We start from the raw sequence: 24,494 nt of genomic DNA on the forward strand, positions 1-24,494 counted from the left end.
TAGGAGAGCATCAAAGAAGTATCGGTCATCCGCTAACAGGATTTTAGATTTTGGATTTATTCCACGGATAAACCCGCTTTCTTGTACCATCAAGGAATGATTGGTCAATAAAAATATATGGATTTAGTTGATCGTCAGGAATGCCAATTAAACAAGTTGAGTCAGCAACTGCAAAAGGAAATCGGCAAGTGCAAGTTACTTGAACAAAGGCTAAAAACTTCTGAAGCTCAGATGCGTGCTGTGTTTGAAGCAATGACTGATGTAGTGCTTGTGATCAATTTGCACAACAATCAACTCGGAAGTATAAAAATTCTGCCAACAAAACCTAATCAAATATATACAGATGATACTGATGTAATTAGCCAGACGATAGAACAATTTTTTCATGAACAGACTGCTCAGGTATGGCTAGAAAAAGTTAGACAAGCTCTAGAACTACAGCAAATACTTTATTTTGATTACTGTTTGTGTCAGCAGGAGCATAAAGTTTGGTTTAGCGCTAGTATTTCCCCGACCTCAGACCAATCAGTTCTTTGGGTAGCACGAGATATTAGCGATCGCAAGCAAGCTGAAATAGAATTACAACATGCTAAAGAAGCAGCTGAAGCAGCCAATAAAGCCAAAAGCCAGTTTTTGGCAGCAATGAGTCATGAACTCCGGACTCCCCTCAACAGTATTTTAGGTTTTTCTCAAATCATGTATGACGATACTTCCTGCATCGGTGAAAACCGGGAGTATCTTGAAATTATCAACAAAAGTGGTCAGCACCTGCTGCAACTAATAAACGATGTCTTAGAAATGTCCAAAATTGAAGCAGGTAAAATCAAACTGAATGAAACAAAATTAGATTTATATAGTCTGTTAGATAGCTTAGAGGATATGCTGCGCCTCAAAGCTAGAGAAAAAAAACTTACTCTTGTCTTTGAGCGATCGCCATCAGTACCACAATATATCATCACCGATGAAAGTAAACTGCGGCAAATTCTATTGAACTTATTGGGTAACGCGATCAAATTTACTCAAGCAGGAAGTGTAACTCTACGTGTGAGAATGGGACACGAGGGACAAGGAGGACAACAGAGACAAGGAGGACAAGGGAGAAATTTCTTCCAATACCCAATACCTAATTCCCAATCGCCGTACTCTGAGAGAAGCCGCTTACGCGTCTACGCGAAGCGTCTCCTCTGGAGAATCCCTGATCCCCGATCCCTTACTTTCGAGGTAGAAGATACTGGTTCTGGTATTGCTTCAGAAGAAATCAACAATTTATTTGAAGCTTTTGTCCAAACTGGTACTGGTAAGCGCGAGCAAGAAGGTACAGGTTTAGGACTAGCAATTAGTCGCAAATTTGTACAGTTAATGGGTGGAGATATTACTGTCAACAGTGTTTTAGGACAAGGAAGCATATTTGCATTCCACATTCAAGCCAAGTTAGCACAGACGACACAACAGCAAAACCAGTTGTCAAGTCAACGGGTTAAGTCTTTAGCACCAAATCAGCCAATTTATCGCCTACTAATTGTGGAGGATAATCAAGATCATCGCCAGTTTCTCATCAAACTTTTAAAACCCTTGGGTTTTGAAATACAACAAGTAGAAAATGGTCAAGAAGGCATAAATATGTGGGAAAGCTGGCATCCCCACATTATATTTATGGATATGCAGATGCCAATTATGGATGGTTATGAAGCTACTAGGGAGATTAAGACTAGACAAAGAAAATACGCACAGAAGAATAGATACGAGAATGAAAAGAATAAAGATATCCCCGCATCTCCCAATTCCCATCTGTCTACCTCTTCTTTTCATACCAAAATTATTGCCCTCACGGCTTATGCTTTTGAGGAACAGCGACAAGCAATGATCTCTGCTGGTTGCGATGATTTTATCAGCAAACCATTTCGCGAAGAAGAAATTTTTGCTCACCTGGCAAAACACTTAGGCGTACGCTACATTTACTTGGAACCAGGTATAGTTGACCAAAATAATGTTCTGCAATCTAGAAAGTTAACTCCTGAAGACCTAAAAGTAATGCCAGATACATGGATACAAAAACTACACACAGCAGCTAAAGAATGTAACGATGAAAGTATTGTCCAACTCCTTGCTAAAATTCCCATACAATATCCACATTTAATTGAAATTCTCACGCAAATTACTTATGATTTCCGCTTTGACGAAATTCTAGAAATAACTGAATTTTGCTCAGGTATAAACTCGAACTAGTTTTAAATTTATTAAAATAATTAACAATAATTAAATGTATTTATATCAATGTGATATACCCTTATAATTGACATTTTGGTATTTAGTTAATACTGATAATTTAAGGATTTTTCGTTATAAATCCGAACATGTAGAGACGTTGCAGTGCAACGTCTCTAAAGTATTAAAATATCAATATATTTTTCTGACCCCAGCAGTATTTATACCATTTCACGAAAAGCCTGATACAAATACAGACCCTGTAGAGACGCGATATATCGCGTCTGGTACATATTCAAAATTATGACGAAAATCCTATCCCTTGCAGTATTGACATTTATTTTTCATGCCATTGCAAAATAATTAAAAAATCAACTAATAAAAAATAAACATTAATAATTAATCAGCAAAAAAGCAAAATCTAATAATTCTTAGAAATTGATTTTTTTTCATTGAATAATTTTTGTCATTTGTTGGATTGAGGATCTATCTCTATATATAGTGAATATCCAAATCTTTGGACTACCTTAGAAATAGGGATGTAGAAATAGATTTTTTGATGTTAAATGTAGATATTGCCAAAATTGGCTCAATATGGGCAAAACCCATCATCTATAAAAGTAATATTGTTTGAGGAGTGAATGTGAATAAGATTGTTTTTTATCCAGAAGTAGTCAATTTAGTTAGTGTAGCAACTGTCGCTGTTTTAGGTGGTGGTTTACCTGCTGTTGCTCAAACGAGTAATTCTGCTAGCGTTGAAACACAAGCAGTTACTACAACATATACAGTAGAAAATCCATTAGTAGTCTCCGATTCTAGCCAAACTCAGGAACAGTTTTGGGCGATCGCTACACCAGAGACAGATAGTCCCACATTTACACCCGTTCCTGGTACAGTAGCAACATCATCTGCGGCACTTACGACTCAAAACCAAGAGCAAAACCAACAGCCAAGTACTCAATTATCTACTCCTGCTCCTAAAGTAGCGCAATCAGATATTCTTCCAGGTCGAGCTACTCGTGGAGGATCTAGCTATATTGGTATAGCAGCAAACATTGGTTTGAATGGTGGTGAGTCCTCTTTAGGTGATGGCAATTTTATGGCCATTAGCAAAGTTGGTCTGTCAAGAAGTTTATCTGTTAGACCTTCAGCAGTATTTGGCGACAACACCACAATTCTAGTTCCCATTACCTACGATTTTTCCCTCCAGCAGTTAGGAGATACTTTTAATGAACCTGTACCAATTTCTCCTTACGTCGGTGGTGGTGCAGCAATTAAAACAGGTGATGACTCTGAGGTTACTTTTCTTTTATCTGGTGGTGTAGATTTTCCACTGAGCGATCGATTTACTGCAACGGCCGCTATCAATGCAGCATTTTTTGATGACACTGATATCGGCTTAACACTCGGAGTAGGTTACAACTTCGGTTTATAGAAAATAGGGAAAGGCGATCGGGGAAGGTGGGGCCCCCTCTGGGGAACTCGGGGCCCCCACTCCCCCAAGGATGCAGCTGGCGAATAGGGGGTCAAACCCCTCGTTCGCCCACAAATTGGTTGTAGAGACGCGCCATGGCGCGTCTCTACATCTGGTGGAATGACGAAAAATCGTCGGTGAGGGGTGTCACCCCTGATTCGCCAGCTGTATCCCCAAGGGAGTGGGGATTAGGTGCGAAGGGGTAACGGGGATTGGGGATTGGGGATTGGGGAAAATCAATAGAAAGTGATTCCCCTTGTTTGTTTAATCTCCCTTGTCCTCCTTGTCTCCCTTTCCTTGTCCCCAATCCCCAATCCCCGATCCCTACTCTCTACTTCGGACTAACCTGCTCAACTGTCTTGATTTTGCCATCATCACCTACTGTCCAAACATCGTAGACACCAATCACATCGCCATTTTGATCAATATCTACGTTACCGCTGGCTCCTTGGTAATTTATATCTTTACCTTCTTTGAGTAATTTCAAACCTTCGCATACGTCACTAACCTCTACGCCAGGAGCATTAGCAACTTCACGGATTTTACTGGCGATTCCGACACCTGTATTTTCCTTCGCAGCTTGAGCAGATAAAACTAACAAAGCAGCTGCATCCCAACCATGAGGGGTGTATGGTGCTGGTGCGTATTTCCTTTTCTCTTGCCAAAGCTTAGTAAAAGCTTCTAGTCCTTTACCATTGGAACCGGGAACTGTACCTATGGCTCCAGCAACAATATATTTACCATCTTGAGTTTTACCAACTCTATCTGGAAATGTATCTGACTTCACACCATCAGTCAGCATGATCTGCACCCCTTGAGTACCACCCTGCTGATATGCGGATTTCAGAAATAGAGCTCCGGTTTCTTCGTAGAATACGCCTAGTACTCCATCAGGCTTACCTGCAAAAGCCGCTTGCGCTTCAGTATCAAATGTTGTAGCTTTGGGGTCATAGCGAACGGGGTTGTTTTTGTTAACTACGGTTCCCCCTAATTTTTCAAATGCTTGTACAAATGCTTTTTCAAACCCTACACCGTAGTCATTGTTAATCACGACAGTGGAAACTCGCTTAAAACCTCTTTTATTAGCAAGTTGGGCTAAAGCTTGAGCTTGGTAAGTATCTGGAGGTGCAGTACGCGCCCAATAGCCTTTATAGTCACCTTTTGTTGCCTTTTCGGTAAATACGGGGCTGGTGCTACCGGGAGAAATAAGCATAACTTTATTTGGCACAGCAATAGAGACCGCTGCACTCGAAACACTACTAGCAAAGGAACCAACTACACCAGCAACTTTATCTAAGGTCGCCAGCTTTGTCATACCAGCAGCACCAGCTTTGGGGTCAGTTTGATCATCCACTGCAACTAAAGTCACAGGTTGTCCATTAACACCGCCACAAGCATTGACGGTATTAACGGCTAGGGGGACAGACTCTACCATCTGCTGTCCGATCGCAGCTAAGTCACCAGTTGTCGGTAGCAGTGAACCTATTTTTAAACCTGCTGTAGTTGCAGCTACCGGGGTAGTAGTGGCTCCACTATCACTAGTATTCTGGGGATTAGTAGACGATTGGCTGTTGTTATCACCACAAGCTGCAATTAAAACGCCTGTTGTGAAGGTAATCATGGCTAAAGCAAAGGCATTAATAGTTTTTTTCATATACTTCAATTACACTCCTATTTTGCTCAGAAGCTTATCATTACCAGATGCAAGTTAACTTCTTAATTGCAAGATAAGTTTAATCTGTGATTTCTAAACCATAAATAATAGCATCTGCCAATAGGAGTAAAGTAGTTAATTTTTTCAGGCTCTAAATAAAATAGAGACGCTTTAAATAAAATAGAGACGCGATATATCGCGTCTCTACGTTAAATACGGAGAGGGAGGGATTCGAACCCTCGGTACGGCCTTTCGATCCGTACAACAGATTAGCAATCTGCCGCTTTCGACCACTCAGCCACCTCTCCACCTATGTCGAATATAAATATTAGCAGATGTTTAGATGTAAGTCAATAGTCATTGGTCATTGGTCATTGGTCATTGGTCATTGGTCATTAATTCATAGTTACTAATTTTTGCAAAGGACAAATGACAAAGGACAAAGGACAAATGACTAGTGACTAATTTTATAGCACTTGCGATCGCAACCACGCTAATGGTAAGCTGCCTAACTTTTGCCATTGAGGTACGTAAGCACGCTGATTGAAAACGTTGTAGTCGTTACGCTCAATCTTTTCCAAAATTCTACTGTAGTGCATTAGAGCCGCCCAAACAGGCAACCGCGCATCTGGACAGAGGTAGCTAATTCCCTTTTCTGCTTTTTTGTAAAATTGGCGAGTGCGAGCAATTAAATAACGCATCAGGGAACGCCAGCGTTCATCCACTACGCCTTTGAACAAATCTTGTTCAGTGTAGTTAAATCGCGCTAAATCCTCTAGGGGAATATAAATTCTTCCCCGTCGTGCATCCTCATGTACATCCCGTAGGATGTTGGTGAGTTGACTGGCTATTCCGAGTGCGATCGCTTCTTCGGTGGGAATATAAGGTGGTTGATTGCGGTTCCAAGGAGCGGTGTTTTGCTTGGTATCGGCTCCCATGACCGCCGTTGACATTAGTCCTACCGTACCAGCGACACGGTAACAATACAGGTACAAATCATCAAATGTTTCGTAGCGACTCCGGTGTAAGTCCATACGCTGACCGGCAATCATATCCCGAAAGGGCTGGATATCTATCGGAAAGCGCTGGAGGGTATCTACTAAAGCCACATCAAAATTATCCACTGGATATCCCGCAAAAATGGCTTGCAGCTGCTGTTCCCATTTATCTAAAGTTTCTGGTGTGGTAATAGCAGCCGCCGGGCCATCTACCAATTCATCGGTACGGCGACACCAGGCATAAATTGCCCATATAGCTGGACGTTTTGCCTTACTCATCAGCAAAGTGCCAAGATAAAAAGTTTTGGCGTACTTTGCTGTAATTTGACGGCAAAGTTGATAGGACTCATCCACAGAGACCGGCGGTTTCATGCGCGGGGGGGAATCAGACAGTTGCAGCATTCGTTGCGGGCTGGGGGGTTTGCATTTGCAGGTTTGATGAATTTGCCACTGAGTGTCCTTCAGCAATTACCTGCGCTGTCAGCTTACCAGAAAGCACAGCACCTTCCATACTACCGAGATAGGGTTGCATAGTGTAACTCCCACTCAGAAAGAAGTTGCTGACCGGTGTTTGCTGAGAAGGACGATACTGTTGACGACCAGGAGTTGCTGTATAAACTGAACGCGGCGTTTTGACTACGTGATATTTCAGCAATTTTGCTGGATTGTCTCCGTGAAAGTGTGAGGGAAAGAGTTTTTGCAATTCGGCAAGAGTTACCTGCAAAATCTCTTCATCGGATTTGGCAATCCAATCTTTTGCCGGAGCCAAAACCAATTCCAGCATTGAGCGCTCCGGATTGGTGTACCCACGGCAGGTATTGCTCATATCAGCGTAAACGCTGAGTAGAGGCGAGCGCGAAAATAGCAACTGGTCTATATCAGTAAGCTTGCGGTCAAACCACAACTGCAAGTTTATCACAGGCACGCCCTCTAACCCTTCCAGCTTTTGAAAGAAGTCATTTTCTTTCCAAGGAGGTGGTACCATCACCTTCATAACGTCTACAGGCATTGCCGAGACATAAACATCAGCAGTTTCTATATAATCTGCTGCTTTATTGAGTCCCCGCATTAAAAAGCCTTTCACCGTACCGTCTTCATTAAGCAAAATTTCTTTTAGTGGGGCATTTAAGCGTACTTCTCCGCCACGTGCTGTAATGTAATCTACCAATGGCTGACACAGGCGTTCTGTTGGTGAACCATCCAAAAAGGCCATTTTTGAGCCATCTTTTTGTTGGAGGAAGCGATTCAAGGCAGTCAGTAATACTATGGCTGAAATTTCATCTGGATTGATAAAATTTAGCGATTTTGAGGCCGCAATAAAAATATCTTGTTGCACATCCTCGCTGACTCCTTGCTGTTTGAGCCATTGGGAAAAAGTATATTGATCTGTGGAGTCAACATATTTTTGTCCTCGCAGCATCGCGGGAACTAATCCCTTGGCTAGCTCGATTTTTTCTCCCCAACTGAGCATATCGTTGTTTCGCAAAATTGCCACAATCCCATTTAAGGGTGCTGGCAATTCTGGAAAATCAAATCTACTGTATGTTCCGGGTTTTTCTGGTTGGTTGAAGATCATAGTGTGTTTTTTCCACTGCAAACGGTCTTCAATATCCAGTTCTTTCAGTAGCTGCAACATATTGGGGTAAGCCCCAAAGAAGACATGCAAACCAGTTTCGTACCAGTCGCCGTCTGCATCTTGCCAAGCAGCTACTAACCCTCCTAGTACGTCCCGGCTTTCCAGGACAATGGGGGTATAACCTAAATCTGTGAGATATTTTGCACAGGAAAGTCCTGCTAGTCCAGCTCCGGCGATCGCTACTCGCATTTAACCTTACTACTCTTCAATATTTCTTAAGGGTTTTGCCGTACTCATTATACTTTGCAAACCGTTACATTTGTGTTTTGTCATTTGTCATTGGGCATTGGTCATTGGGCGTGGGGCATTGGGGAGCCAGTGCGTTGCGGAGGTTCCCTCCGTTGTAGCACCTGGCGTCATTGGGCATTGGGCAAACAAGTCAAAAGTTCTTAATTTTGACTTTTGACTTTTGACTTTTTTTGTCCCCCTTGTCCCCCACTTGTTCACCTCACACAAACTCTCCCCTCGCCACCATTACTACCTTTCCTCCTACATTCACGTCTATGGCTGGAGTTTTTTGCTCTGCTCGGAGCAAAATTAACGAAGGTCTGTTAATTTCATATCCCTGCTCCACTCGTAAATTAATTTCTGATTTGCCGAAATAAGAATATTGAACTAAATAGCCAGCTAAACATCCATTGGCACTACCAGTAGCAGGGTCTTCTGGTATGCCCAGATAATCACAGAATACGCGCACATTCAGATCATTCTCTGGTTTGTATGTTTCTGGGCAAAATACAAGAATACTTTTCGCATCCATACTATTAACCAGTTCAAAATATTTCTCTTTATTGACCTGAATTCGCTTGACAGATTCCAGAGTCTTTAGAGGGACAATAATAAAGGGAATTCCTGTAGAAACTGCTTGAATTGGAAAACGAGAATCGATCTCTTGTGACTGTATTCTCAGAATTTCAGCTATTGTTTGACTATCCAATATTTGATGAAAAGTTGGCGCTTTTTGCTGCATCCACAAATATTTACCAGCAGCATTCGTGTCATCGATTGTTACTGGTATTTGTCCAACTTGTAAGTTTAATAAAATTTTTTTAACTGAACTTTGAATAATCTCTTTTTGGAGGATATAAGCTGTACCTAAAGTAGGATGACCTGCGAAAGGCAGTTCTTGATTTGGTGTAAAAATTTTTACATTATATCCTCCAGATACTGTTTCGGTTGAAGTCACAAATGTAGTCTCAGAATAGTTGATTTCTTTAGCAATTTGCTGCATTTGCTCTGAAGAAAGACTAGCGGCGTTGGTAAAGACAGCTAGTTGATTACCAGTATATTTTGCTTCAGCAAACACATCTGCAATGTAAAATATAAGACTTTTCATTTGTTTAAATTACTTAATAAGAATAGTTGATTGTTAGCAAATTTTTGCATGTTTACTCGGCTTGAGTTGTATCTCTTATAAAAAATTTAAATTGAAAAGCCAGTATAATTTGCCTTTTATATCTAAAAATTTTATGAATCTTTGATTTGCTTATTGAGCATTAACAGTATAAGATGATCCCTGCTGGTAATCGCTGATTTGTGTGTATCTAGCCCGATGCATATTTTTCTCAAAAGAGAAGAATTTATGCACAAATATTTGTTGAAAAAATCAGGAAAACATAAATAAATTTGCGCCTGTAGGAAGGTGCTATGTTCTGAACATTGACAATAATCATGATATTTTTTGGACTACTTTGGGTTACATCCTGGATTGGTTCTTTTTTGTCGTTAAATCAAACCTTGCCACCAAGCATTGTATCAAAAGTTGATTCGACAAAAATTTCTGCCAATATAGGTAAATTGGTTAGTAAGCCTCATCCATTTTTTGTACAGCCAAAGCAACCAGTAAAATTTTGGACTACGACGCTACTACCTACACGTTTTTTAAAAATAGATTGGGGAGACAAGACAACAAAACCTATCCTAAATAAACCATCAAATGCTTTGAAAACAAAAGCTAAAAGCAGCAAAAATCAATTTTGCTCTTCCCTGCAACTGACTGAAATTCGACAGCCTGTTGTCAAAACTGCCAATAATTTATCAGCCGCTACATTTATAAAAGCAGCTTCTACCCAAGCAGATTTTCTCGCAGATAATATTTTGCGATCGTCCTTGAGGACACTGCATCTAGGACAATCACTGCATAATTTATTCCGCTTTTCTAGTGCTTTTGAGCCAGTCTTTAGTTTTTCTGCAACTTTCCCAGTGGCTGTTGTGTATCGTGACGAAAGTAATTACGAGGTCTGGGTGAATAACCGCTTAATTGCAAATTTACCCAATAGATTACAAGCTACTTTGATGCAACAACGTTTGCGCCGATTGTTGGAGTCACCAAATCTAAATGCATCACAGCTGCAACCAGCATTAGTTGATGGTGTTCCAGCACTAATGTCAGGAAACCGCTATCTGTTTGGCATTAATAAACAAATTACCCAAAAAGCCAACCGAAGCGCTGAATTATTAGCAATTGAATGGACGAATAACCTGCGTATCGCGATGAGCGCACCAACATTATCACTTGTGGAAGGTCAATTAAAAATGTATGGCTTAATACCTTCCCAGAAAAAGATGTATGGCTTGGCTTCTTGGTATGGTCCATTTTTTCATGGTCGCTTGACAGCAAATGGTGAAATATTCAATCAAAATGAATTGACAGTTGCTCACAAATCTTTGCCTTTTAATACCTTCTTAAAAGTGACTAACTTGCAAACTGGTAAAGCAGTGATTGTGCGAGTCAACGATCGCGGTCCTTATGTTCCTCCTCGCAGTCTGGATTTGTCAAGAGTAGCCGCTCGTTGTATCAATAGTGAAGTAGCTGGAGTTGTACCTTATGAAGCAGTGATTATGCAACCAAGTGAAGCAAAAATAACTCTCAAAAATCTGAATTTGAGTCAGAAAAATCAGAAAACTAAGAAAAAGCTGGCAATTGTCACGGATTTTTGACCAGGTTCATAGTTATCAGATCAGCAAACCGTGAACTAAAGTTTCGGCTGAAAGTTTAAACCCGCTGAAGCGGGTTGGGGTTATTGGTGGTGTTCCTACGTTTTTTCAGAGTTAAAATCAGTTAAAATTTTTTCTTAGTTAATTGGAGCTAAAAACCTAAGTTAGCTCTAACTACAGTTGTTGCAACTGCTGAAAAATCTGAGTAGGAAGGAACCCATAATGGTAGCAGCGCCAGATATGCATCGTTTTGGACATCATTTAATCGTCGGTATTTCTGGTACTAAATTAAACGATGATGATAAACGTATTCTGAGCGAACTCAAGCCTGTGGGGATTATTTTTTATGCGAAGAACTTTCGTTACGGTGTTCACTACGAAGAATGGCTGCAAATCTATCAGGATCTAGTTAATCAAATTCGTCAATATGCTGAACGTGATTCGATGCTGATGAGTATTGATCATGAAGGTGGTACTGTCCATCGTCCATATTTACCAATCACTCGATTTCCCCATGCTTTTTTGTTGCAGTCCCGTGCGCGTGAAGTTGCTCAAGCAGCAGGAATAGAATTGAAATCATTAGGAATTAATATATCTTGGGCGCCTGTAGCAGATATTTTCTCTAACCCTGATAACCCAATTATCGGACCTCGTGCTTTTGGTATGACTCCAGAGAGTGCTGCTGCTGGTGCGCGTGAATATTTTCTGGGATTGCGGGAGTCTGGAATTATTGGTTGTGCTAAACATTTTCCTGGACATGGAGATACCAGCACAGATTCCCATCTAGAATTACCAGTACTGAATTTAACAATAGAAGAACTACGAAATCGCGAACTTATACCCTTTCAAGCACTCATCGCTGAACAAGTACCGATGATCATGACTGCTCATATTTTATTTCCTCAGATAGATGTAAATGTACCTGCGACACTTTCGCAGACTGTATTGACAGGAATACTTAGGGAAGAACTTAATTTTGCAGGGGTGATAGTATCTGATGATTTAGATATGAAAGCAGTCTCAAATATGTATGCTAAAAGTGGGACTGTGGCGCAGACATTTAATGCTGGTTGTGATTTATTTATTGTTTCGCGCAATCTACCTTCATCATCTGTGGAACGCACCTTTGCGATCGCTCAAGATTTTGTAAATTCTCTCAGCAATACTAGCCTTGACGAACGCATTGTTGAAGCAGCAAGAATGCGAATTGATAGCCTAGTAGCTACGACTCCCCAGTACTCAGTTTCAATTCTAGATCAAGACAGACTCAAGCAACATGCAGAGTTAGCGATCGCTTGTAGTTTTAAAATGACATAGACCTGTATTTCGACAAGGCGATCATACTCCTAACAATTTGGTTTTAGGTTAAATTATTATTTGTGAACTAGAGAATAAATTAATGGCTTGGGTTTTTTTATTTTTGGCGATCGCTTGTGAAATATTTGGAACTATTTCTCTAAAATTAGCAGATGGCTTCTCAAAACCGATTTACTTAACGGGTGCAATTATTGGATATCCTTTAGCATTCAGCTTTTTTGCATTTTCTCTGAAAACAATTGAAGTTAGTGTTGGGTATGCTGTCTGGTCTGGAATAGGAATTATCGGGACATCAATACTAGGTGCAATGATGTTTCAGGAACATATCAGCCTAGCCAAAGCTTTATGTATTGGCTTCATTTTTGTCGGAGTAATTGGTTTAAATTTAACCAAATATTAGTAAAATTATCAACCAATCAATTGAGGAGTCATAAAGTATAGTAACATTGATGAGATTGTAACAATAAACACGCAACCTACTTGAATAATGTTAAAAAGTTATGTCATGACAATCTAACAATTGGCACATAAATAATTTGGGTATAAGAAAGTATTTGGAAGTTTCATTTAATACTATACTCTATCTCCCAAAAATTGCAGACATATATACAAAACCTAACTTTATAAGGTTCAAATTTTTAATTTTCATTATCCACATACATAAGTGTGTATACTCAGATCTTGCACCTCTACGTACAACCTCAGATAAAGTAAAAATATGCGCGATAAAGCTACCTCATTTTTATGGGCTTTTATCGATAAATCAAGGTTTTCACTTTTTTACTGAGTAATTAAATTACATCAATTTTTATTGGTGCAAGATGTGAGTATAGTTTTTGAGTAGCAAATTATATTCACTTGATAGTTGATAAATATACTTTCAAGTTAAGTTATTGCAATATAAATAAATTGCTTTGGAATATTTGTAACAGTACACTATAAATTTATTAGGAGAATGATTATGGTTTCCCTTACAGAAGATGAAATCAAGTTGTATGAAGCCTATGAGACGAACTACCAAGCTTTTCTGAAAAATTGGCAAGTTAATCGCCAAGTTGGTCTTGATTTGATGCAAAAATACCTCAAGCCACAGCCCCCACAAGTTGCTGTGTTAAGTGTAGGAGCTGGTCCTGGTGATTTTGATGTACAAGTGATACGTACTCTCAAGCAAAAAATATCAAAAGAATCAAAGCTTCGTTATGTCGCTGTTGAACCAAACCATTTACATCGACAGCGCTATGAACAAAAAATTAATCCTTCAGAGTTTAGTGATGTTGATTTAAAAGTTCATTCAGAAAAAATTGAAGAATTTTCGATATACGAAAAGTTTGATATTATTCACTATACTCACTCGATGTATTATATGCCAGATCACGAGCAACAGCTTGTGCAAAAATCAATGGAAATGCTGAAAGAAAATGGCTTTTTGATCATCACTCTTGATACTAGAGATAGCGTTATCTATGACACTATTTTTAAATACGCTGCTTTCACAGGAGAAGGCTTTACAGATATGCTAAACATAGGAAAAATGCAAGAAATTGTAGACGATTTGGGATTGTCCTATGAAGTAGTAAATTATCCAGAATATATGGATATTACCCTTTGCTTTGAAGAAAATTCATCAGAAGGGAAAGCGCTTCTGGATTTCTTCTGTCAAGCAGATTCGAGCCTACTTTCTGATAAACAACGGCAAGAAATATTACATATATTAGCGTCTAACATAAGTGAAAAGGACGGTAAGAAACTAGTTCCAATACCTGCTGCAACAATGGTTATTTGCAAATAAGTTAAGTGCTAATACCAATTCTTCGTGAAGCTGCTCCCGAATTTTACCTCTCCCCAACCCTGCCCTTAGCAAGGGCAGTGGGGTCTTTGTATGCGTCTTCATATTAAATTGGTATAAAGCGCTTAATGAGGACTAAAAGTCCTCACTACAAACGCCTCCTTGTGTCCCTTGTCCTTTTAAATCCCGTGACTCTTCCCAATCACCCAATGACGCCGAAAAAATCGTGCTAGAGAAGACTCTTCTAGTGATAGAAAAATTGGGCGTCCGTGAGGACAGGTGCGGGGGTTGCGGGTGCGTTGCCAATCATCTAAAATTTGTTGCATTTCTGGTAAGGAAAGGGGTGTACCATTGCGAATGGCACTGCGACAAGCAACAGCTACTTGTGCTGTTTGTAAATCTCCTCCCCGACTCAGTTCTAAAATTGCGTCTGCACAGTCGTCTCGCTGCTGTAACATTGCGGGTATACTGCGGATTGCCCAAAGTTGTTCACCAAAGGGTTCAATATCTAAACCAAGGCGCTGTAGTTGGGACACTTGCACTGAGGACAATTGATAGAGAATAATCGGTGGTTCAATCGGGATAATTTGCCAGCGATCGCACAATTGTTCGTACAATATTCGCTCATGGGCGATGTGTTGTTCCACTAACCACAAACCACCCGGATGTTCAGCAACTATATAAGTATTGTTAACTTGTCCGACGGCTTTTAAAGTGTGAGAAGTTGAATTATCTTCAGACACAGTGGAAGGGTTAATATTGTAAGCACCGCTTTCTTCTGCGACTTTAATTAATTTCCCAACTCTACTAGTGTGAACTGCTTCTTGAATCGTGTCAGAATTAATTCGGAGTGCTTGTTCAATAGCTTGACTGACTTGCTTTTGCCAATAACTCAAGTCATTGAGATAAATTTCTGTCTTGGCTGGGTTGCGGTTCCAGTTGATTTGGTCTGGGGAAATTACCAGATGTAGACAACAAACCGGATAGCGATCGCGTGGTAATGTTCTATGAAATGCTCCTAAAATAGTTTGTTCTAATTCCGGCGCTTTGACTATTCTGCCGTTTACCGCTACCCGCAGCCAATCTGGACGATGACGATGACACCTATCAGGTAATCCCACAACTATATTTAAGGAATGCTGGGGAGAACTAGACAATTCTATTTGCAATTCTTGTAAGTCTCCTGGACGCACCTGGTGGATAAGTTGCGGTAGGAGTTTCCCCATTGTCCCAGCCGGAGAAATATTAAACCATTCTCGGTCATTTTGCCAAACTTGCCAAGCAACTTGCGGGTGACAAAGAGCTATTTGATAGATAGTTGCTTGCACTGCTTTCATTTGCTGTGCGATCGCTGGTAAACCTTGACGTCTGGCGATACAACTACCAAAGAGATTGGAGACTGTGACAACTGTACCAGGTGCGATCGCAGCTGCTTGTTGATGTAGTATTTGCCCTCCATAGGCATATACTACCCGTGTTCCCCCAGTAAATTGATCAGATACAACCGGAGATGGACGACTCAAGATTTCTAATTCAGCCAAAATCGTCAAACTGTGCAACGCTTCACCACGAAATCCTAAACTAGTGATTTTCCATAAATCTGCACAGCTATGAATTTTACTGGTACTATGGGCTGATGCTGCTCGTTGCAAATCTTCCAAGTTCATCCCGCAGCCGTTATCAGCGACTCGGACTCGCCATTGTTCTGGCCAAATAGAAACCACTATCCGCGTTGCACCTGCATCAAGGGAATTTTCTACTAATTCCCGCACTACAGCTGCAAAAGAGTCTATAACTTCTCCAGCTGTAATTAAATGTACGACTTCTTTTGGTAAAACTTGGATCGTGGATACCATAAAGTCTAGTTTAGACAAGGCGTTAGTCAGTGTATCATCTAAACAAATTTCATTAATTTTATATACAAAATTTTACTTTCTGACATAAAAATACACAGCTTTATTAATCTTAAGGAAAATATTTATTCTTTTTAAAAAAAGCTCGATAAAAATAAGTTTTTTGGTAGATTGCTGTTGATAGTGGAAATCAACAAACTATTAGGCAAAAACAATTAATTTAGGTGGCTATTATGCTTGATTCTGTTGCACACGACCTGAAATCTCGTCTGGAATTGGGTCAACCTGGTTTTACGATTCTGGATGTACGCGATCGCAGCAGCTACAATACAGGTCATATTACAGGAGCAGTACCAATTCCCTTAGCTGACTTGACAAGTCGCGCAAAAACTGCTTTCCATAGCAAGCGCGAGATTTTTGTTTATGGTGAAAACGACGAACAAGCAGTCGAAGCTACAAAAGTGTTAAAAGAGGCTGGATTTGCTCATGTTTCTGAAATTAAAGGTGGCTTGTCCGCTTGGAAAACAGCCGGAGGTGCAACAGTAGGGGCTTAAAACAAATAAAAGTATATTAATGGCTGATTTTTCTTAACACTCCCACGGTTAAAGCGTGGGGGGATTTCATGGTCATGGGTAATGGCCCAATTACCAATTACCAAAGGCGGCGGTTCCTCCTAACCCTAGAAGGAGCGTTCCGAGCCGCCGTCTTTTTGTGAGAAATGGGTTGCCATCGGCAGTCTCTTCATTTTTTGATACTGATTATTATTATTGATTCTGAGATAATTTATTTTCTGTAAGTCCCTAAGTAGTTCATATCTCCAGTTTCTATGGCAAAATTCAGATAAAATAAAGACGCTTGTAAGTTGAATGATCGGTAAAATCCTCGATAGCCGCTATGAAGTTATTAGTAAGCTTGGACAAGGGGCTTTTGGCACTACTTACCTAGCCATAGATAGGAAATTGCCTGATAAGGATCAGTGTGTAGTTAAGCACTTCTCGCCTCGCGCAACCGATCCTGCTACTTTGGAACTGGCACGAAGGCTGTTTGAGACTGAAGCCAAAGTTCTCAATCGCTTAGGTAGTCACGACCGGATTCCGCGTCTGTTGGCTCACTTTGAACAAGAACAACAATTCTATTTGGTAGAGGAATTCATTGCTGGGCATGATTTGAGTTTTGAATTCATACCAGACAAACAAATTAGTGAACAAGAAGTCATTGTTTTATTGCAGGATATTCTAGAAGTCTTAGAATTTGTCCATAAAAATAATGTCATTCACCGTGATATCAAGCCCTCGAATTTAATTCGGCGTCAGCAAGATGGCAAAATAGTTTTGGTTGACTTTGGAGCAGTCAAACAAATTAGCTCTCAAACAGGGAACCTCCAAGGAGCAGCGAATTTAACAGTTGCGATTGGCACACCCGGCTATATGCCTAGCGAACAAACCCAAGGTCAGCCCAGGTTATGCAGTGATATCTATGCAGTTGGAATTATTGGTATTTGTGCGCTGACAGGATTAAGAGCTACTCAATTGCCACAAGATACTCTTACAGGTGAAATTATTTGGCGTAACCAGGCACAGGTTAGCCAAAAGTTGGCAGAGATTATAGAAAAAATGGTCAAGTATGACTTTCGGCAGAGATATCAGTCAGCTACAGAGGTTTTGCAAGCACTCCAAAGCTTAAAACCCTCGGAACCAATCCTGTGGAAAGCATTAATTGGAGTCGGAATTGTTACAGCTAGTGCTATTGCTCTAGTGCCAATATTGATACCGAGCGAAAAACTGGAGAGCTATAGCAATATGACTTATGGTATCAGTATCAAATATCCACAAACGTGGATGCTATCTGAAATTCCAGATAGCAGAACAGGTAGTTTAGCAAAATTTATCTCCCCTAAAGAAAGTAATTCAGATCAATATCAAGAAAATGTAATACTCTTTGTTAATTTGCCAGCAAATAATAAAAAACTTGATGAATATACTCGAAATTCTATTACTGAGATTAAACAGTTTTTTCCTGATGCAAAGATTATTTCAGAAGGTAAAACGGAGTTAGCAAAATTACCAGCTTACCAAATTGTTTACACAGGCAAAGAAGAGGGCAATGATGTACAAGTTCTCCAAGTTTGGACAATCAAAGATAACAGAATTTATCTTATAAATTATACAGCACAAGTCAGCAAATATTCTAAATATTTGAAGTCTGCTCAAACAATGATTCATTCGTTGGAAATTCAGTAATATACATTTTCTGTATAAATTTGCTAAATAGATTTATGCGTTATAAAAAGTAATTTATCTAAATCCAAGTTTGCTTATCCTGTTGTTTAACAATAGATTGCTGTACACTCAAACAAAAATATTAAGCAATTTATGAATTCATTTAAAACTACATCAATACTTCAATAAATTTTTACAAGATTGATTAGCTTCAGTAGTTTTTTTGAGAGGATACTAGTGATTATAGTTTCTTGTTATTAGCGAGAAATACTTGAGTATGAAAACACAGTTACTTGTCAATATACTGGGCGCTGGTGCAATGACTCTGGCAGCTATTGGCGCTATGAGTCAACCCAGTTCGGCTCAAGCTAAGACGTACTACTGTAGCACTAGTGATGATGGTGTACCAACAACATTTGCTAGAACCGTTACAAGAAAACCTATTCAAGTTATTCGTTGGGAGTTTAGTTTAGGCGGATTGAAACCTGCACAACGCTGTCAAATAGTATCTGACAACTTCCAGAAAGCCTATGAACAGGGTCAGTTGAATTATCTAACATGGGGATTTTCCAATAAAACACCTGTTATATGTGCTGTCAGTCAATACGCTCGTTCTTGTCGTGATGGGATGTTGCTGTTCACACTCAAACGGAAAGAGGATGCTAGCTTGGTGCTTCAACATCTAGATGGATATACAGCCGGAGGTCCTTTAGTGCAATCTGAAGATGGTTCTCCTCATACCAATTCTTTATGAAGCTGCGCTAAATAAAGCTTCAAGAATGAAATCGTAAGAAGTAAGAGAAGCAATCATCGAAGGTGTAATATTTTGAAGTACCTCAGCTAGCTTTTGACGTAGCTGGGAAAGGGAGGAGCAATTTTCCCATTGCAGTTGAGTTTTGAGAAACTCCCAAAACCTCTCAATGGGGTTGAGTTCTGGAGAGTGAGGAGGTTGAAAAATGGGAATGATATTTTCTGGACAATCAAGAGTTTTGACGGTATGAAATGAGCCTTGGTCACATTGGATAACTGCAACATCCTCTCCTAGTTCAGGCACTTCCAAGTAATAAAATGCCCAGCCGTATTAAATATATTTTGGCCAAGCCCAAAGATTTAGGCGCTTTCGCCTCTTAGGCGAAAGCGACGGCTGGGCATTTTATTATTTGGAGATCCCTCAGCAGACAATAACTCTAAAAACTTTTGAAAACAATCACCATCGAGATGAGAAAACTCGTAGAAGAAACTGTAGCCAGTTAAAGGTTCTACGACACCGTACAAATAAAAATTATCACGTTGCCATTGACTCAAACCAACGGGCTTAACGCCAGGAGCAGTGATTACACGTCCGGCAAGGGTTTTTAACCCTAAACGTGTCTCGTCTTGACACATATATCTCAGCCGCTTACCTTGCCCAAATTCATCTTGTAAGAATTTGAGTGCTAAAGGCAGTTTTTTTTAAAATGAGGCTGACTCTCTGGGTGCTGTTTTCGGCTTTTTGGACGCGGCACTTTCAGCTTTGCACCTAGTTGGTATCGTACTAGCTGATATACCGTTTTATAAGCTATCTCCAGTCTAAATTCGCTGATTAACCATTCTTGAATTTGTTTATAGCTGTGGAATCCTTGTGGTTCTAATAATCTTTGCTTTAAACGTTCTAACATGAAGCCACTGACTATCGGCTCTTTACCTGGGGCATGTTTCACCTCTAATAAGCCTTTGTATCCCCCATCCTTATATTTTCTGATCCATCGAGTTATTGTTGCTTCGTCTCTCCCTAAACGTTGTGCTAAAGCTTGCCGACTTCTTAGTTGACCACTTTTGAGCCAGTAGAGCATTTGTAATCTCTCCTTGCTGTTTCCCTGTGTGGCATGTTTAACTGCTTTTTCCAGTTCTTCCTGACTCTCTTTGATCTCGACTTTTAATCTCAACCCCATCACACTTGTACCAAATGCACTCTTTTTCACAATTTAGCGCATCTTCATACAGAAATGGTATCAGAATTGCTAGAACGCTCCTTAAAAAGAGGCTATCAGATTGGATATACCAATGAAATCGAAAAGGGTATGAGTGGGGGACCAATCCTCAATAGTGAAGGTAAGATCATCGGTATCAATGGTATTCATGCTCAGCCTCTGTGGGGGAACCCCTATGTGTATGAGGATGGTTCCCAGCCTAATGATGATCTGCGAAATCAGATGAGACGTTCGAGTTGGGGAGTTTCTATTGCTAAGTTTGCTCAACTAGCTCCCCAATTTGTATCAACTAGCTCATCGCCAAAGCCAGACAATAATATAACTAAAGCACCTACTCCATCAAACGAAATAGCAAAGCAGGTAGATAGTATTGCCAAAGAAGTTACAGTATTGGTAACTTGGCAAAGCAAAAATGACTCACAAATCAGAAATGGTTCGGGAGTAATCATCGCCCAGCAAGGGAACACATACTATGTCCTCACTGCTAGACACGTAGCCAGTGGTAACAGAGAACTAAAAGTTATTACCCCTGATGGTAAAGAAAATGTGGTGAGCAATAGTACAATCAAACCCTGGGATGGTGTAGATTTAGCTTTATTGCAGTTTAATAGCAACCAAAGATACCAAGTAGCTACCCTGGCAAATTATGATCAAAAGCTTGAAGAACAGCTAGCTTTCGTTTCTGGTTGGCCTGAGTCAAAACAAGCGAGCGTTGCACCAAACCGTAAGTTGAGTGCTGGCTTTCTTTTAGATTGGTCTAGTAGTACTAATTTAGCGAGGGATGACCGCTCATTATCGCAGGGATACGGACTAGTCTATACCAACATTACAGATACAGGAATGAGTGGTGGCCCAGTATTAGATACAGAAGGTCGCGTCATCGGAATTCATACAGCAGCAGAAAATGACAAAAAAGAAAGGCCAGGTTCTATTTCCCAAAAAAGCGATCGCCAAAGTGAACTTGAGCTAGGTTACAGTTTGGGTGTTCCGATCCAGACTTTTGTTGCACGACTTCGTTCAGACAAAATCAATCTTAGTCTCAAACAAGAGAACTCTCGCCCGCGACAACTCACACCCTCACAACAAGATGATATTGTTACATCTTCATTAGATTTAAAAGCACCACCAAGCAGTGCTGATGAAATTGACTGGTTAAATTATGGTAATAAGCTGTGGCGATCGCGTCGATATGAACAAGCACTAGTAGCACTTGAAAAAGCCATTGCAATTAAACGTAACTTCTCAGAAGCTTGGTACTTACACGCTCAGACACTGATGCGTCAGCAAAAATACCAAGAGGCAATTAAATCATTTAACAAAGCCATTGAATATAATCCTAGTTCCGATCTAGCTTTTCTGGCTTTACGCCATCTTAGTGATGCATACTACTACTTAGAAGAATACGAGGATGCACGGAAAATCATAGAAAAGGCAATTCAACTTAGACCTGATGACTTTATTGTTTATACTTGGCTTGCTAATTCATTAGAACAGTTAGGGCTTTACCCAGAAGCACTCGAAGCAGGTAATAAAGCAATTAGACTCAATCCTCATCATCCTGAGAACTATACCCGCCGTGCTTACACTCGTAAATTACTTAAAGATTACTCTGGAGCCATTGCTGATTTAAACAAAGCCATAGAACTTCAGCCAGACTTAGCTTATGCCTTCAGCCAAAGGGGTTTTGTTCGCTATGAACAGGGAGATCATGCTGGAGCAATTACTGATTTAGACAAAGCCATAGAACTCCAGCCAAACAATGCCCGATATTACACTGATCGGGGTCTTCTCTACGCTCAAATCGGAAATCAGCAAAAATATACTGAAGATTTTAAAACTGCTCTGCGTCTACAGCCTGACAGCGCTTACATCTATGACAACCGAGGGGATGCTCGAAAATTACTGGAAGACTATCAAGGAGCTATAGCGGATTACACCGAAGCCATGCGCCTTGCTCCTGAGTCAGCAGCTTACTATTACAATTCGTTGGGTAATGTCCGCTATGACCAGAAAGATTATCAAAAAGCTGTAGGCGATTACACCGAAGCTATTCGCTTAAAGCCTAAATTAGCATTATATTACAGCAATCGCGCCAATGCCTATAGAGAACTCAAAGATTACCAAAAAGCTATAGCAGATTACACCGAAGCTATTCGCCTTGCTCCCAGTTCGGCAGCTAAATATTACAATGCGCTGGGTAATGTCCGGTATGAGCAAAAAGATTATCAAGGAGCTATAGTCAATTATACTGAGGCTATTCGCTTAAAGCCAAAAGAAACTTCATACTACATCAATCGCGCTGATGCTCGTAACAAATTACAAGACTATCAAGGAGCAATGGCTGATCTCAAAAATATTTTAAGCGTTGCTCCTGAGTCAGCAGATGTGTACTACGATGCACGGGGTTATATTCACTATAAGCAGAAAGATTATCAAAAAGCTGTAGCAGATTACACCGAAGCTATTCGCCTCAAACCCAAAGAAGCAAAATACTACAAAAACCGTGCCTTTATACTTATAGAATTGAAAGATTATCAGGCAGTTATAGCTGATAGCAACGAAGGTATTCGCCTCAAACCCAAAGATAAGTCGCTTCTAGCCAATCTTTACGCTGTACGGGGTGTTGCCTACTCTATGCAAAAAGATTATACAAAAGCGATCATTGATTTAAATGAAGCGATCCGTCTTGGGCCTAACGTTGCTAATTACTATAAAGCAAGAGGTGAAGTTTACTTTTCCCAGATAAAAAATCAGAGCGCGCTAGCTGATTTTAATAAAGCAATCCTCCTCAACCCTGACTTTGCTGATACCTACGAAATAAGGGCCTTGCTCCACTATCGACAAGGAAACGATCAAAAAGGGATTGACGATATGAACACTGCGATTCGTCTCAATCCTAACAATGCTAGTTTCTACGTGACTCGTGGTTTAAGACAGAGAGACTATCAACAACAAATTTCAGATTACACGAAAGCAATTAGCCTACAAGCGGACTATGCTATCGCTTACGAATTTCGAGGTGATGTTCGCATTAAACTCAAAGACATTCAAGGAGCGCGTCAGGATTATCAAAAAGCCGCAGACCTCTATAAACAACAAGGGAAAATGGAATATTATCAAGGTGCATTGGCAAGAATTAAAGAGCTTGAGCAATAATCAATAAACCTTAGTGTCTTCGTGTCTTCGTGGTTCAAAAATCATTTATTACCACCAAGACACAAAGACACCAAGTACTAATTTTTCATCGCCACAAGTTTACTATCTTCAGTATTTAGCAATCTATTTAATAGTGATGCTGGACGTTGAGTGTAAGGCCAAGCAAAAGCATGACGGAAAGCTGCATCTTGACAAGCTTGGAGTTGTTGAAAATTAATGATGTCGTAGGTGAGAAGATTTTCGTACTCAAAGGGTAAACGGACGTTGTGTAGTCCAGCGTTGTCTGTACAAATGGCAATATCGACTCCAGCATCAAAACAACGGTCAAAGACAACCTTAAGTTGGCGAATATCTTCTAAAGTACCTGTTTTGAGGTAAGTTGTGGGGCAAACTTCCAAACACTGATTGCGTTTTGCTAAATCTGGAAGTAATTCGGGGTACAACAAAGGAATTTGGATACCGTGACCAATTCGCATCAAAAATGGTAACAGTTGTGGATAACAACCAGCTGTCGTTTCGTACAGGTGTCCTGTTGTACTAATTCCTAAAGACAGCGCATAACTATATAGTTCTACCCATTCTTCTATGCGATCGCCATAATAATTATCTCCTCCTGCCACGTCTATCGCACAAACATACTGCTTATTTTGTGCAGCTAAATCTACAATCGCTTTATTCACCTCATAGGGTAAACGCGAATGCATACAAAGAATTTGACTAGTGACAATTGGATATTCAGGTAGTTTGCTTGCTTTACCCACAACTTCAACAATTTCTGCCATTTTGTCAATTCTTTCTGATTGACTCAGGTGTTCTGGTGTCCGCAGGTAAGGTGTATAACGCAATTCCAAGTAAGCCAAATTTTCAAATATATAAGCACCCCGTAATAGCCGATAAATAAAGTAGGGTAGAGTCTCTACAGTTTGTACACTTTCTACTAAAGTATGTAACTCTAAATACTCATCTAAAGTATTACGCGGACGTGTGTAAAATTCTTCAAAATCTCCATAGTCAGCAAACCGAGAAATTAACTCCGAGCAATGACGTTCAAAGTATCGCCATAAAACTCGCGGTACAACCGAACCGCCCAGGTGTCTATGTAACTCTGCATATAAGGCCATAGTGGTGCTATTCAGAATAAATATTAATTATTATTAACAGTAACAAATAAAAAAATAATTTGCTTAGAGAATCGGGAGCATCCCAATTTTGCAAAAATAGAGAGAGAAAAATAATTCGCGAGATATCATCGCGAATAAATAGGGAGTTTCAATCTTGCGGCTCTTCCT

19 protein-coding genes and 1 tRNA gene are annotated in these 24,494 nt (G+C 40.1%); 10 read left to right on the forward strand and 10 right to left on the reverse strand.

Annotated features, from left to right (window positions below):
- The first annotated feature begins 117 nt into the window (after positions 1-117).
- Together B4U84_RS23940 and B4U84_RS23945 are read left to right on the forward strand one after the other, a co-directional pair.
- On the forward strand, positions 118-2,226 hold the full coding sequence (locus B4U84_RS23940; protein ID WP_131120779.1) for an ATP-binding protein: 2,109 nt from the start codon (positions 118-120) through the stop codon (positions 2,224-2,226).
- Positions 2,227-2,848: 622 nt separating this feature from the next.
- Positions 2,849-3,640, forward strand: coding sequence for a hypothetical protein (locus B4U84_RS23945; RefSeq protein WP_131120780.1), 792 nt, complete (start codon positions 2,849-2,851; stop codon positions 3,638-3,640).
- A gap of 370 nt (positions 3,641-4,010) precedes the next feature.
- Here B4U84_RS23945 and B4U84_RS23950 read toward each other — a convergent pair whose 3' ends face one another.
- The 5 genes from B4U84_RS23950 to B4U84_RS23970 all read right to left on the reverse strand — a co-directional run bounded on the left by B4U84_RS23950 (position 4,011) and on the right by B4U84_RS23970 (position 9,303).
- Complete coding sequence (locus tag B4U84_RS23950) at positions 4,011-5,333, reverse strand: ABC transporter substrate-binding protein (RefSeq protein ID WP_131120781.1); 1,323 nt, start codon at positions 5,331-5,333, stop codon at positions 4,011-4,013.
- Between the two features lie 216 nt (positions 5,334-5,549).
- Positions 5,550-5,641 (reverse strand) — tRNA-Ser (locus tag B4U84_RS23955).
- 159 nt (positions 5,642-5,800) lie between these two features.
- Positions 5,801-6,733, reverse strand: coding sequence for a 15-cis-phytoene synthase CrtB (gene crtB, locus B4U84_RS23960; RefSeq protein ID WP_131120782.1), 933 nt, complete (start codon positions 6,731-6,733; stop codon positions 5,801-5,803).
- Positions 6,717-8,156, reverse strand: coding sequence for a 15-cis-phytoene desaturase (gene pds / locus B4U84_RS23965; protein WP_017311682.1), 1,440 nt, complete (start codon positions 8,154-8,156; stop codon positions 6,717-6,719). The genes crtB and pds overlap by 17 nt, the downstream gene beginning before the upstream one ends.
- A 259-nt stretch (positions 8,157-8,415) precedes the next feature.
- Positions 8,416-9,303 (reverse strand): PhzF family protein, encoded by an 888-nt coding sequence (locus B4U84_RS23970; RefSeq protein ID WP_131120783.1) that lies wholly within the window; start codon positions 9,301-9,303, stop codon positions 8,416-8,418.
- Between the two features lie 335 nt (positions 9,304-9,638).
- Here B4U84_RS23970 and B4U84_RS23975 point away from each other — a divergent pair, with 335 nt between their 5' ends.
- The 4 genes from B4U84_RS23975 (at position 9,639) to B4U84_RS23990 (ending at position 14,010) form a co-directional block, all read left to right on the forward strand.
- Complete coding sequence (locus B4U84_RS23975) at positions 9,639-10,907, forward strand: septal ring lytic transglycosylase RlpA family protein (RefSeq protein WP_131120784.1); 1,269 nt, start codon at positions 9,639-9,641, stop codon at positions 10,905-10,907.
- Positions 10,908-11,126: 219 nt separating this feature from the next.
- Entirely contained in the window at positions 11,127-12,221 is a 1,095-nt protein-coding gene (gene nagZ / locus B4U84_RS23980; RefSeq protein WP_131120785.1) for a beta-N-acetylhexosaminidase, read from the forward strand.
- Positions 12,222-12,303: 82 nt separating this feature from the next.
- A complete protein-coding gene (locus tag B4U84_RS23985) occupies positions 12,304-12,621 on the forward strand; it encodes a DMT family transporter (RefSeq protein ID WP_131120786.1) in 318 nt (105 codons plus the stop codon).
- A 561-nt stretch (positions 12,622-13,182) separates the two neighbouring features.
- Positions 13,183-14,010: a class I SAM-dependent methyltransferase gene (locus B4U84_RS23990; RefSeq protein ID WP_131120787.1), complete on the forward strand. Its 828-nt coding sequence runs from the start codon at positions 13,183-13,185 to the stop codon at positions 14,008-14,010.
- Positions 14,011-14,186: 176 nt separating this feature from the next.
- Here the strand turns inward: B4U84_RS23990 and mutL are convergent, their stop codons facing one another.
- The gene (gene mutL / locus B4U84_RS23995; RefSeq protein WP_131120788.1) at positions 14,187-15,863 is read right to left on the reverse strand and encodes a DNA mismatch repair endonuclease MutL; all 1,677 of its coding nucleotides are present in this window, start codon (positions 15,861-15,863) and stop codon (positions 14,187-14,189) included.
- A gap of 230 nt (positions 15,864-16,093) precedes the next feature.
- Between mutL and B4U84_RS24000 the strand changes: the two genes are divergently transcribed.
- From B4U84_RS24000 to B4U84_RS24010, 3 genes are all read left to right on the forward strand, one after another.
- Complete coding sequence (locus B4U84_RS24000) at positions 16,094-16,414, forward strand: rhodanese-like domain-containing protein (RefSeq protein ID WP_017311689.1); 321 nt, start codon at positions 16,094-16,096, stop codon at positions 16,412-16,414.
- A gap of 312 nt (positions 16,415-16,726) precedes the next feature.
- A complete protein-coding gene (locus B4U84_RS24005; protein WP_131120789.1) occupies positions 16,727-18,100 on the forward strand; it encodes a serine/threonine-protein kinase in 1,374 nt (457 codons plus the stop codon).
- 256 nt (positions 18,101-18,356) lie between these two features.
- On the forward strand, positions 18,357-18,833 hold the full coding sequence (locus B4U84_RS24010) for a COP23 domain-containing protein (protein ID WP_131120790.1): 477 nt from the start codon (positions 18,357-18,359) through the stop codon (positions 18,831-18,833).
- On the opposite strand, the gene B4U84_RS24015 is transcribed toward B4U84_RS24010, so the two are convergent.
- The 3 genes from B4U84_RS24015 to B4U84_RS24025 are packed head-to-tail and all read right to left on the reverse strand — an operon-like array spanning position 18,828 to position 20,040.
- The gene (locus tag B4U84_RS24015; RefSeq protein WP_242677688.1) at positions 18,828-19,133 is read right to left on the reverse strand and encodes a transposase; all 306 of its coding nucleotides are present in this window, start codon (positions 19,131-19,133) and stop codon (positions 18,828-18,830) included. The genes B4U84_RS24010 and B4U84_RS24015 overlap by 6 nt on opposite strands.
- A 56-nt stretch (positions 19,134-19,189) precedes the next feature.
- A complete protein-coding gene (locus B4U84_RS24020) occupies positions 19,190-19,465 on the reverse strand; it encodes a hypothetical protein (protein ID WP_131120791.1) in 276 nt (91 codons plus the stop codon).
- Positions 19,466-19,515: 50 nt separating this feature from the next.
- The gene (locus B4U84_RS24025; protein WP_131120792.1) at positions 19,516-20,040 is read right to left on the reverse strand and encodes a helix-turn-helix domain-containing protein; all 525 of its coding nucleotides are present in this window, start codon (positions 20,038-20,040) and stop codon (positions 19,516-19,518) included.
- A gap of 24 nt (positions 20,041-20,064) precedes the next feature.
- Between B4U84_RS24025 and B4U84_RS24030 the strand changes: the two genes are divergently transcribed.
- On the forward strand, positions 20,065-23,205 hold the full coding sequence (locus B4U84_RS24030; RefSeq protein ID WP_131120793.1) for a serine protease: 3,141 nt from the start codon (positions 20,065-20,067) through the stop codon (positions 23,203-23,205).
- Positions 23,206-23,282: 77 nt separating this feature from the next.
- On the opposite strand, the gene B4U84_RS24035 is transcribed toward B4U84_RS24030, so the two are convergent.
- On the reverse strand, positions 23,283-24,326 hold the full coding sequence (locus B4U84_RS24035; protein ID WP_131120794.1) for an adenosine deaminase: 1,044 nt from the start codon (positions 24,324-24,326) through the stop codon (positions 23,283-23,285).
- Between the last annotated feature and the right edge of the window lie 168 nt (positions 24,327-24,494).

Origin of the sequence: Westiellopsis prolifica IICB1, from assembly GCF_004323185.1 — a bacterium.
Lineage (GTDB): Bacteria > Cyanobacteriota > Cyanobacteriia > Cyanobacteriales > Nostocaceae > Pelatocladus > Pelatocladus prolificus_A.